This is a genomic window from Microbacterium sp. HA-8 (genome assembly GCF_046111165.1).
GTDB lineage: Bacteria > Actinomycetota > Actinomycetes > Actinomycetales > Microbacteriaceae > Microbacterium.
Map to the genome: position 1 here is coordinate 871,546 of NZ_CP162025.1, position 11,885 is coordinate 883,430.

At 62.3% G+C, this 11,885-nt stretch carries 8 protein-coding genes; 5 read left to right on the plus strand and 3 right to left on the minus strand.

The window, feature by feature from the left end:
• Positions 1-12: 12 nt before the first annotated feature.
• Complete coding sequence (locus tag AB2L57_RS04175) at positions 13-1,272, minus strand: glycosyltransferase (RefSeq protein ID WP_409048150.1); 1,260 nt, start codon at positions 1,270-1,272, stop codon at positions 13-15.
• 133 nt (positions 1,273-1,405) lie between these two features.
• On the opposite strand from AB2L57_RS04175, the gene AB2L57_RS04180 reads away from it, so the two are divergent.
• The 5 genes from AB2L57_RS04180 (at position 1,406) to AB2L57_RS04200 (ending at position 7,435) form a co-directional block, all read left to right on the plus strand.
• Positions 1,406-2,518 (plus strand): polysaccharide pyruvyl transferase family protein, encoded by a 1,113-nt coding sequence (locus tag AB2L57_RS04180; RefSeq protein ID WP_409048151.1) that lies wholly within the window; start codon positions 1,406-1,408, stop codon positions 2,516-2,518.
• Between the two features lie 64 nt (positions 2,519-2,582).
• Entirely contained in the window at positions 2,583-4,058 is a 1,476-nt protein-coding gene (locus AB2L57_RS04185) for a hypothetical protein (protein WP_409048152.1), read from the plus strand.
• Positions 4,055-5,266: a hypothetical protein gene (locus AB2L57_RS04190; RefSeq protein ID WP_409048153.1), complete on the plus strand. Its 1,212-nt coding sequence runs from the start codon at positions 4,055-4,057 to the stop codon at positions 5,264-5,266. The genes AB2L57_RS04185 and AB2L57_RS04190 overlap by 4 nt, the downstream gene beginning before the upstream one ends.
• Positions 5,267-5,345: 79 nt before the next feature.
• Positions 5,346-6,452, plus strand: coding sequence for a glycosyltransferase (locus AB2L57_RS04195; RefSeq protein ID WP_409048154.1), 1,107 nt, complete (start codon positions 5,346-5,348; stop codon positions 6,450-6,452).
• A complete protein-coding gene (locus AB2L57_RS04200) occupies positions 6,452-7,435 on the plus strand; it encodes an NAD-dependent epimerase/dehydratase family protein (RefSeq protein WP_409048674.1) in 984 nt (327 codons plus the stop codon). The genes AB2L57_RS04195 and AB2L57_RS04200 overlap by 1 nt, the downstream gene beginning before the upstream one ends.
• Before the next feature lie 229 nt (positions 7,436-7,664).
• On the opposite strand, the gene AB2L57_RS04205 is transcribed toward AB2L57_RS04200, so the two are convergent.
• Together AB2L57_RS04205 and AB2L57_RS04210 are read right to left on the minus strand one after the other, a co-directional pair.
• Positions 7,665-9,461: a DUF4012 domain-containing protein gene (locus AB2L57_RS04205; protein ID WP_409048155.1), complete on the minus strand. Its 1,797-nt coding sequence runs from the start codon at positions 9,459-9,461 to the stop codon at positions 7,665-7,667.
• Positions 9,462-9,575: 114 nt separating this feature from the next.
• The gene (locus tag AB2L57_RS04210) at positions 9,576-11,759 is read right to left on the minus strand and encodes a sugar transferase (RefSeq protein WP_409048156.1); all 2,184 of its coding nucleotides are present in this window, start codon (positions 11,757-11,759) and stop codon (positions 9,576-9,578) included.
• Positions 11,760-11,885 lie beyond the last annotated feature (126 nt).

The following is an 11,885-nucleotide window of genomic DNA, read 5'->3' on the forward strand; positions in this document are numbered from 1 at the left end:
TGGCGAAGGGCGTCAAGAGGGGGATGCTGCAGCCACCGGTTCGCGAGCCGTCAGGCTCGTGAGCAGGTCGCTGAACTTGTCGATGGCAGCCTCTTCGTCGAGCACTGTTTCGCGGTACCGGCGGCCGCTTGCGCCCAGCCGCGTGCAGCGGTCGGCGTCGCCTCCCAGCTCGACGATGGTGTCGAGCAGAGAGGCGGGTTTGCCGGCCGGCACGACGACGCCCGCGCCGGCGGCGCGCACCTCGTCGGCGGTGATGCCGGTCGGGTCGGTCGCGGCGACGACGGGCCGCCCGGCCGAGAAGTACGAGGTCAGCTTGCTCGGCACGGCCATCTCCGACACGCCGGCCTTCTCGTTCACGAGCAGCACATCGGCCGACCCGAGCGCCGCGGCGAACTGGGCGTCGTCGAGCGACGACATGAACTGCAGATTGGGGACGCCGGCGCCCATGCCCTGCAGGCGCTCACGTTCGGCGCCCCCGCCGAGCAGCACGAACCGCACGTCGGCGCCGCGCTGCGAGGCGAGCTCGGCCGCGTTCACGACGTTGTCGAGCCCCTGCTTGACGCCCATGTTGCCGGCGTGGAGCACGACGGTCTCGTCGCCCCACCCGAACTGGCTGCGCGCAGCATCCACGTCGATAGCGGGCGCCGGCGGCAGGTGCGTCCAGTTGCGGATGACCTCGATGCGTTCGCGGGGCACGCCGAAGTCCTCGTGCACGCGGGTGGCGAACCGGTCGTGGATGACGACGACCCGATCGGCGTTGCGTAGCAGCCAGCCCTCGAGCTTCTGCATCATCGCGAGCACCGCGCCGCCTCCCTGGCCGGTCTCGGAGAGACCCAGGCTGTAGAGGTCTTGCACCCAGACGATCAGTGGCACGTTGCGGTGCAGCATCTTCGCGCGCTGAGCGGCGATCGCCGACGAGATGAGCGCCGGCGAGACGGCGACGATCGCGTCGGGGGCGTGCCATCTGGTGGCGTGCAGGCGCGCGCCGAACGAGATCTCGGAGGCCAGCCGGCGCAGCCCGATGGGCCGGTTCGGTACGTAATGACGCAGACGATGCAGCTCGACTCCGTCGACGCGTTCCCTGCGCGACCACTGCCCGTAACCTGGGCGAACTTTCCAGTCTGGATAATGTGGGTGCGCCGTGAGGACGCGTGTCGCGTAGCCACGGCGAGCCAACCCTCTGGCCATCGCACCGGTGTATGGGGAGATTCCGGTGTGCTCAGGGGGGTAGTTCAGTCCGAGGACCGTGACGCGTGGGGAAGATCGCGGCATATCAGTGACACTATCGTGGGACTGGTTTCGTAGAGGTAAACGGTCAGAGGAGTCGTGTGAATCCGCAAGCGTCAACCCTCAAAGCGCAATCGTCTCCACGGGCGAACTTGCGGCTGCCACCAAGAGGCGCGTGATGTCGCGGGAGCGAAGCGCACTCACAGTAGGGCCGCATGGCGGCGAGAACCTGGGAGATGAGCTCATCTTGAGCACTGTGCTGGAGGTGCTTTCTGACGCGGGCTGGAGTCCGAGCGCCATGTCCAGTCACCCTAGCCTGACGGCTGAGGTGCACGGAGTCCGCGCAGTGGAGCAAATCAATGTAAAGCATCGAAGATTCAGCGCCCTTCGCAGACTTGATCGATTCGATCTATTGGTGTTGGCGGGAGGCGAGCAGTTGGCCGAGGGGAGGTTTCACAATCCTCTATGGGGGCATCTTGCAAACGCGTGGCTAACAATGCGGCATGCACGGAAGAACGGGATCGACTACTGCATCTATTCGGTCGGTGCGGAGGAGATAAAGTCGACAGTCGGGCGTAGAATGCTGCGTTCTTTACTGAACGGCGCCCGCTTTGTCGCAATACGAGATCCACGCTCGTACGAGTACCTCAGGAAATTAGCGCCGGATGCGCCGCTGTTCTTGACTGCTGATCCCGTTTATGACCTCGAACGGGTCAGTCACCTCGAGGCTCGCGCAGCGCTACTGAAACGAGAGAATCTCCCTGACGGTCCGCTTTTGCTCTTTGCGCCGGCCGATGACCATCGTGTCTCAACCGACTATGTCGACACGATAGCCGCGGCGCTCATCGGGGTAGCTGAGCGTATTGGGGGGACGCTTCTCGTGCAGGCGATGGAGCATCAAGAGAGCTACGATCCGCGTCTCCTGCAAAAAGCAGTATTTCACCATGGTCGAGTTCACGTGATGCCATTGAGGCAATTCGATAAACGCGAACTCATCGAAACCTTTGCGGGTGTCGACCATGTCACGAGCGCTCGCATGCATCCTTTGATATTGGCTGCCACCCAGGGCACACCATGGCTGTGCCTGAATCGCAACCGCAAACTTGAGACATTTTCTGCCGAACTTGGGCGTCCGGGCTTACCGCTCGACGTGAGTGCCGACAGGGTGCAGAAGCGGGTGGCGCAGTCCATTCGGCAAGGCCGAGCGGAGTGGCAGGACGCGAATGACAATGCCCTCGCGCCTCTAGTCGAGCGCGCCCGCTACGCAAGGGCTCTACTCAATGCCATATAGGCCTCTCGCCCCCGATTCGAGAATGCGCGATCTCAGTTTGTCAAGCTCGAAAAGCGGCCGCGCCATGACGACGACGCTGTGGTCCTTCGCAGCGTTCGCAGGCATCCTGCTCGTGGGAGTCATCATCGACCCTTCCGCGGGGGCGTTCACACTAAGTGTACTAATTGCAGCGACAGGGGCATTGCTCGTGGGGATGGCTGCGCAGGCGGCTACCGACGCTTCCAGACTGGGGTTGTTCAATCCTTCCGTTTTGCTGTTTGGCTATTTGGGTCTGGTATATGTGGGTCGACCATTGTATATAATGGGAAGCGGCGAGCTTGGAACCCATCAAATGGGCAGGTACGAAATAGGCTTCGGCTACTCTGGCATGATCACGACCTCGCTTATCGTGCTCATTGCCCTCGCTACTTTCTCCATTTTGTATTCGACTGCACCTACACTGGGCATGTCGCGAGTCTATTGTCGACTGCTACGCGGGCGCAGAACGTACGGTCTGCGCCTATTGGTGCTATTCTTCATATCGTTCGCTGGAGCAGCATATGTTGTACTAAAGTCGATGCAGGATTTCGGGGACTTGCGAATCGCCCTGAGCCTGCGTGCGGATTTGTATGCGGGCGAACAGTATCTTATTTTTGTCCTGCAGGCTTACAAGTTTGGCTTCCTCTTCTGGCTAGCGGATCGCCTTAGCGCGAAAGTGAGGTCACCTCGGAAGCTCGCTTTGATGGCTGTCATTCTGTGGTTGCCAGCGTTCGGATTTGATTTCCTAACAGGCAGCAGGGCTGACCTAATTTACCGAAACCTCCTCCCGGTCGCAGCAATACTATGTACTAGTGCTGCGTTGCGCCGGCCACTACTCAGGTATGCTCTAGTGCCGGTGTTGGTTGCGGTCATAGCATTTGTTGGTATTCGCGTGGGAGTCCGGGATGCGGCGGCCGCTGAAGCCACCGGAACGGTATCTCAGTCGGACTTCTGGGATACAATTGTGTCACTGCCCGAGTTCGTACTATCGGGCGACGAGGCGGCTGTTTTTGACGCATTCAGCATAATCCTGATGCAGAATACTTCCGCTCTTCCTCCCCGAGGGATGGAGGGAGTCGCCGCGTTCCTTCTGGCGCCTGTGCCGTCCGGCTTGCTGGATGAGAAGCCGGTTCGCTCCACAACATATTTCACTGAGATCGTGCGCCCGTCCCTTGCTGCCAGTGGGGGAAACATTGCAATATCGTCGCTCGGCGATCTCTACTTGGTTGGCGGAGCAGCCGTCGCGGTTGTTGGGTACGGAGCGGTAGGCTTCATCGCGGGCTTGCTAGTGCGAGGCGTGAGCGTAGCTGCTACACGAATAGGTGCGCGTAAACAGCTTGTTGTGCTCGGTTTCGCTGCCGTCGCTGGACTCATGTCAGTGATCCGTGCAGACACCACAGAGCTAGCACTGCTGCCGCTAAGACTCGGTCTGCCGATTCTCGTGATTCTGTTTCTAGCGCTGGACATCAGGCCTAGTTCGCGACGAGCTACGAGCGTCTCGCGGTCTCGGTGGCGGGTGTGAAATACCTCGTCACGATCGCTGACCAGATGGCTCTAAGCCTCACCGTCTTGGTGACTACTGTGTCTGTCGCTCGTATCGCCACTCCTTCCGAGTTCGGCGAGTACTCAGTCGCCATTGGAATCTTTCTTGTCTGCCAGGGTGTAGTAAGGGCGGGATCAGGCGAGGTTGTAATCGTCTTTTCGAAGGACTGGGCTGAGCGCGCGCTCGCGTACGCGCGCAGTAGTCTCTTGGTGGCTCTACTGCTGGGCTCGATATGCTCCACCATGATCCTTGTTGTCGCGGCGCTCCTGCAGGGGTCCGTCGCCAAGTTTCTCCTGGTGCTCGCAGTCACCTACCCGCTGATCGCAGCGCTGGACGCGACTCGATACTTTAGGCTGGCGCGAGATCGCCCTTGGGGGGCTCTTGTCCTGGACTCCTCATGGCTTCTTGGCTCCTTGGTGGTTCTCACCGCTGGAGTCATGTGGCCGCACTATCTCTCGCCGCTCGGAATATATGCCTGTTGGGGGGCTGTGGGTGCGTGCCTAGGAGTCGCATCATTGGTGGCGTGCAAAGCATGGCGCGCCATAAGCGATGTGCGGGCTTATCTCATCGCAAATAGGCGTTTCGGCGCGCACTATGTTGCTGACTATTTGCTGATGAGTGGTGCCTCCCAGCTAACAATTCTTGTTCTTTCCGCCGCATCATCGTTGCCGCAGGCGGGCGGTGTGCGTGGGAGTCAGACAATGCTGGGTGTTGTGAACGTTCTGCTAATGGCCGGGAGCGTCGTGCTGCTGAAAGAACTGTCGATACTGAGGGGTGCGGCCAATTTCGAGAAGCGGGCGAGGTGGTACGCGTTGACCTTCGGAGCTGTAGGAGCAGCACTGATGGTGGCGGTTCTGCTGGTTGTAGTACTGATTCCATCTGAGCTGGGCGAACTATTCTTTGGGAGGTCGTGGACACAGATCGTCGACCTCGTGCCAGCATTGGCGTTGGCGGCGGCTGCGGCCGCTGTAGCGATGGGGGCAACCACAGGCCTTCGAGCGATGGGGGCGTCAGATGTCGCGCTGAGGGTGCGGATGTTTGTCGCACCCCTGACGGTTGCAGCGGTCGTCTTGGGCTTTGCAGTCGGCGGACTATCCGCAGCCCTGTGGAGCTTCTTCGCCGCCAGCGCACTGTCGGCCGGCGGTTGGTGGGTCGCGTACGTTGGAAGAATACGACGAGCTTCATGAGAGACTCAGAAGGGCATGGGGGGCTGACTTGCGGATACTGCATGTGAAGGCGTCAGTGGACCGTCGAATGGGAGGATCGGTGACGGCCATGGTCAATAACGCCAGTGGGACCGCCTATTCCGGTCATTCGACTTCTATTGTCGCGACTACGACGCCGGGCGAGGACCTGACGTTTGTCGGCGAACGCGCCCCCGGCGTGGAACTGCATCTTTTGCCACGCACGTTTCCCGGCGTTTATGGCTACTCGCGTCCATTGTCGGCATGGCTGCGCGCCAGTTTGTCCAATTTTGATCTGGTGGTTATCCACGAGGTCTTCTCTTATCCAGCGATCGAGGCTGCCCGTATGGCGGCGGCCCTGGGTGTGCCCTATGTTGTGAGACCCCACGGCTCCCTGGATCCCTATGACCTTCGAAAGCATGGGAAAACAAAGCGTTTGCTCAGCCCCTTGTTTCGAAAGATGCTTAGTCGATCAAACGGGATCTGGCTAACCGCGGAGATGGAGGCGGATCGGGTCGATACGTTCGGGGCTAAGCCGTCCAAGGCTGTGACGCCTTTGGCTGTGCCCAGAGTTGATCCAGTCGGTAGTCGTTCACGCTTCAGAGCAACGTACGGATTCGCTGATGATGATCTTGTTTTTCTGTTTCTAGGGCGACTCGACGCAAAGAAGGGCATCGAGAGAATCATGAATGCCTTCGCCCATGCTACTTTTCATCGGCGCGCATTTCTGGTCCTGGCTGGCTCGGGCGAGGCTGAGTTCGAGCGAGTGATCGACGAGCGTCTCCGATCTTTGCCGCGCAATGAAGCTGTAATTCGTACGGGCTTCCTAATAGGCGCTGAGCGCAGTGACGCCTTCGCGGGGTCCGACGTATTTCTACTTCACAGCGACAACGAGAATTTTGGACTTGCGCCGGTTGAGGCACTTCATCATTCACTTCCGTCGATTCTGTCTGACGAGGTCTACATCTCCGCAGACTTGCATCGTGAGGGGGTTGCGTTTGTCGTTGCGGTGGATGACGTCGAAGCCCTCGGTGATCTCATGGGCACGTTGTCGGACAGCGCCGGAGCGGCCGCCCTGGCCGAGGCGGGCGCGCGGTCCGCCGCCGCGGCGGCGCTCTACGATCCGGAACGTGTCGCTCGGTTAGATGATGACGTACTTGCGTCGCTGCTGAAAGGAAGCGCTACGTGATGGGTAAGCCGTTTGACGATTCTCGAAGAATAGCAATCACGGGTGGGTCTGGTTTCATTGGCACTAACCTCGTGGCTGTTCTCAGCCTTGACCCGAATACGGAAGTGGTCAACCTTGATGCCACGCCGCCGCGGAATGAAGGTCACACGAGATTCTGGAGGCAGGTTGATGTTCGCGATCGCGAGACTCTCACCCGAGAACTCGCTGACTTCGCGCCCCATTACTTGATCCATTTGGGAGCGAGAACCGACCTTCACGGGCTTAAGATCGAGGATTACGACGTTAACACTTCTGGCGTAAAGCATGTAGTGGAGGTCGCGAATCAGATTGACTCTATTCGACGTGTGATTTTCGCATCCAGCAGGCTAGTCTGCGAGATCGGGTACCAGCCATCCTCCGACACGGACTACTGCCCGCCCAACCTGTATGGGCAGAGCAAGGTGGAGGGTGAGCGTATTGTGCGTGCTCACTGTCGAAAGCCCTGGGTGATCTTAAGGCCGACGTCCATATGGGGTCCATGGTTTGGTGTCCCTTACCGCGACTTCTTCGACAATGTACTACGAGGGACTTACGTTCATATTTCTAAGAAGCCCGTAGAGAAGTCGTTCGGCTACGTCGGCAACGCTGTCCATCAGATTATCGCGCTCCTCACTGCGCCGCTCTCGCAAGTGGAGGGGCGAACTTTCTACTTAAGCGATTATGAGCCGATTGAAGTGCGCGCGTTCGCTGAGATGATTCGTCAGAAGGCTGGCCTGGCTCCTTTGCGGGCCGTGCCGTACCCCCTGATGCGAGCTGTCGCAGGGGCGGGAGATATCGCAGCTCGGTGTGGGGTGAAACACGTGCCCCTGACGAGCTTCAGATTGGCTAATCTCTTGACACCTATGATTCATGATTCCTCAGAGTTGAGTGAAATTGCGGGTGACCTTCCCTATTCTTCGGATGAGGGAATCGAGGCGACGCTTGCATGGTTGAGGACTCAGTGATGCGGTCGAAGAGAATCAGGACTGCTCGAAGCATGCGGTGACGATCACGGATTATCTCTAACTCGGTGCGATTCTGTGCGCGACTACGACAACGATGTGACTGCGCGGCTACGATCTCTTCCTGGGAGCAGACCCCTTAATGTCCTCCTCCGAACGAATCTGAGCAGACGTCGAGATGCTGCGCTCATGTGGCGCCAGTGCTTGGGCGCGTTGCTCGAGTGGCCCGCTCTTAGCCGCATTTCGCTTCTGGTTGGGTCGAGCTGGTGCCGAGAGTGGGTGTGGCCACAACTTCGAGTTCCTCTGTCAATGGCGCCTGCACGAGGAGATCTAGAGTCGCCTTCTCTCCGGGCCAGAGGTCGGTTATCCATGTGACCACCTGCAAGCCGTCGTGGGACCCAGGGCCCAGGGTGCCGACAGTGACCGCTTCCGAGATTAGTGTCGAACCCCTGGGGAGGTAGACATATGTGAATACGCGCGTGAGGCCCATGGGATAGTAGGTGCCGTACCCCGTGATGTGCCCTGGCAAGGATGTGGCCGCGTCAGCAGGAGCGTCGCTGCGGAGGGTCACTCGCAAAGCAGCCGCAGCTTGTCCGGGGGCGTATACGCGGCACCACGCCGTCGATGTTTCCAGACGTGCGTAGTAGTCCATTTTGGAACTGGTGCCGTCATTCACGTAGACGCCGAATCGAGTTGCGCTTTCGTCTGTGACGGGCAGGCGCCCTTGAAGGGAGGTGTTATCGAGTACAGACTGTTCATCGTCAGCGTCACTCCAGATCAGCAAACGATTTTCTGTCCCCGCGCGTGCCAGTCCCCCGACCAACGAAACGGGATCAGCCTGCGCGGTGGTCAGGGCGCCGAATACCGCTGAAGCCGCAGAAGCGAAGAATGCATCTTGCTCGGCAGGAAGCTCGTAGCGGTAGTAGACCTCGTTGAGCAGCAGCTGCACGGCGTTCTCGCTCGTGAGGACGTCGCCGGTGGGCAGGGTGACGGGTCCTGTCGCGGCGAGCAGATAGGAGAGGGCGACGGGGTCGAGGGCGATGACGCCGTCGACCTGCTGGCCGTGTCCCTGGTACCAGATCTCGCGGGCGAGCTGCGCCGAGACGGTGAAGTCGGGCACCTGGGTCACGTTCTGCATGAACCTGCCGGGGTCGTCGCCGTAGAGGCTCTGGACGTCCGCGGGCAGGGGCAGGATCGACTGCGGCGGCTGCGGCAGGTTGCCGGCGGTGTCCTGCCCGGTGAGGGTGAGGGTGCCGTTGTCGGTGTGGACGACGACGACGGCGCCGGGGATGCCGCCGAGGGAGCGCCATTCGGCGTTGTTCTGGAACAGGATGAGGTAGTCGCGGGGTTCGTTCTGGCCGAGGACGCGGGGCAGCAGAACGGTGGCGCGGTGCAGGGCGTCGGTGCCGTCGGCGACGGTGTCGAGCAGCGTCTGGGCCTGGGTGACGGGGGCGGCGAGCGCGCCGATGAGGGTGGTCGTGTCGAGGGTGTGCAGGGATGCTGCGGCCTCAGCGGCGGCGGTGGCCGCGGTCGCGGCGGGGTCCTGCATCCGGGTGAGGGGTTCGAGGTCGATGCGACCCTCCCGCGGGGCGAAGGCTGCGGGGTCGAGGTCTGCGGCGACATCGAGGAGGGGGGTGAGCCCGTCGGCTGTGAGGTCGTCGAGGGAGGTGGTGATGGTGGCGAGGGCGTGGAGTTGGGGGCCGATCCAGGGCAGGCGTGTGGCGGCGGTGTAGAGGGGGTCGTCGGTGGCGGCGCGGGCGGCGGCGGTGTGCTCGGTGAGGCGGGTGGCGGTGGTGGTGGCTGCGGTGGGGTCGGTGGTGAGGGTGTTCTGGATGTCGCCGGCGAGGGTCTGTGCGGTGGTGAGGTGTTCGGTGGCTGCCAGGGCGCGGGAGGCGATCCAGGCGGTGGCGGCGATGGCGGCGATGAGGAGGGTGCCGAGGGTGATCGCGGTGATGCGTCCGGCGCGGGCTCTGCGCGCGCGCGACCCGCCGCGCCTCGCGCGACGCGAGGAAGCGGCCTGCGAAGTCACCGTCTCACCCTAAGACGGACAAGGTGGAGGCTACGAATCGATACTGTCGAGCGGTTGCGAAGCGAACTCGAATCATCCACGCTCTTGTCCCTAGCAGGCGTCCTGGCCGCGCAACTAGTGCGCGGTGGAACCTGGCACCAGCACGGCCTTACCTGTCTTTGCCAGAATGAGCACGTCGTTCAACAGAGACCAGTTCTCTACGTAAGAAAGATCGAGCCGGACTGACTCATCCCAAGACAGGGCGGAACGGCCGCTTACCTGCCACAGCCCGGTGACGCCTGGCTTCACCAAGAAACGGCGGTGGACATGGTCGGCGTATTGCTCGACTTCCGATTCAAGTGGCGGGCGGGGGCCCACGAGCGACATCGACCCTGCGAAGACGTTGAGCAGCTGGGGCAGTTCGTCGAGACTGTACTTGCGCATGAAGCGACCCACGCGCGTGATCCGCGGGTCGTTGGTCATTTTGAAGAGAATCTCGTTTCCGGCGTCACGCTGCTCTTGAAGTTCCGGGAGTAGCGCTTCGGCGTTCTGCACCATGGAGCGGAACTTGAGCATGGTGAACGTGGTGCCGGCGTAGCCCACGCGCGTCTGGCGGAACAGGACCTCGCCCGGGCTCGTCGTCTTGACAATGATCGCCAGGGCGACGAGGAGAGGGCTCAGAACGATGAGGCCGACGCTGCTGAGGATGAGGTCGGTCGCGCGCTTGACGACGCGCTGACCCTTGCTGAAGCGCGGGGTCTCGACGTGGATGAGGGGCAGGCCCGAAACCGGGCGCGTGTGGATGCGCGGGCCTGCGATATCCGCGATGCTCGGGGCGAGCACGAGGTGCTGGCGGCCGGCCTCGAGGCTCCACGAGATCTGCTTGACCTTGTCGGGCGGCAGATCGTCAGTGCTCGTCACGACGACCGTGTCGGCCTGGGTCACGTTGAGAGCCCGGTCGATGGCGTTCACGCTGCCCATGATGGGAATGTCGGTTCCCTCGATCGTTGCGGCGATGCGACCGGTCGGTACGCAGCATCCCACTACGGCGTAGCCGGCGCTCCACGAGCGCTCGAGCTCTCGAGCGACCTGGGCCACGGAATCCTCGGACCCGACGAGCAGCACCCGGGCGGCGTACTGACCCTGCGCGCGCTTGACCATCAGCCACTGGCGCCACAGCCAGCGCTCGAAGAAGAGGAAGAGGATGCCCAGTGGCAGGGAGATGAGCAGGAAGCCGCGCGCCACGTCGATCTGGAAGAGGAACGCGACGATCGCGATCGCGCCGAACAGCACGAAGCTGGCGTCGAAGATGCGCTTGTACTCCTGCGAACCGTTGCCGATGACGCGGTGGCTGCGGGTGTCGTTGAGGGCGAGCACGGTCATCCACAGCACGATGAGGGCGCTGGAGAAGATCCAGTAGGCGAGGTCGCCGATGACCGAGCTTTCGCGGGTGACGACGTCGGCGTCGAGACCGAGCCAGGCTAGCTGCGTGCCGAAGACCACCCAGATGAGCACGAGCGCGTCGCTGATCGCGAGGAAGCGGGCGTAGCGGCGGCGCCAGTTCTTCTGCTTCGGGGCGATCTTGATGGGGCCGGTGAGCGACTGGCGGCCCTTGGGGGGTGTGTCGGCGGGGGTTTCGCGCTTCGACGGGCTCAGGGCGCGGTCATCGGTCTCGCCCTTCGACAGGCTCAGGGCGCCGTCGTCAGGGAGCTCGATGGGTGCGGTGCGGTGGTAGCGGGGCTCGGGGCCGAAGCCGAGATCGTGTGCGGTGGCGTCGGTGCGCGGAGCCGCGATGGGCTCCGTCTCCGTACCGATGTCTCGTGCGCTCACGTGGCTGGGGGCTTCCGCGTTCTGTGCCTGGGATGCGTCCTGGTATATGAGGACCTTCTCATTCGACGGTAGCACCCGTATATGACGCGGCTGTGAACGCGAGTGGCGTTCGGGGTTCGGAAACGTGTGGTTAGTTCTGATCCTGCTCGGGCGGACGGGGCGGTCTGGGGGCGCTCTTTGAAGGCGAGCTGCGGCGCGACCCACGCGGCCACGCTCAACGCGAGCGCCCACAGCGGTGCCCACTTCCACGGCGCCCGGACGACACCGGCCCGCGCGATCTGCGTCGCGGCAGTCAGGCTGCGCCGAACGGGAGAACGAGTGCGAGGTAGCCGTTGCGAGCCCGATCGCGAGCGTCGCGACCCCGAGCGCGTAGAGGATGTCGCACGTCAGACCCAGGATCTGGCCGGCGCCGGGCGTGCCCAGCAGGCTGTAGCGCAGCATCCCGATCACGCCGCACGCGATCAGCCCGATGCCGCCGGTGAACGTCAATCCTCTCGCCCGTGGGTGCGGCCCGCGGCGGGCGCGGCCACCGGCGGTCGTGCTCCGCGGCGCGAGGACTTCGGCGCGGTGCGAGGACTCGTCCGGCGCAGAAGTCCTCGCCTCGCGCCACAGTCC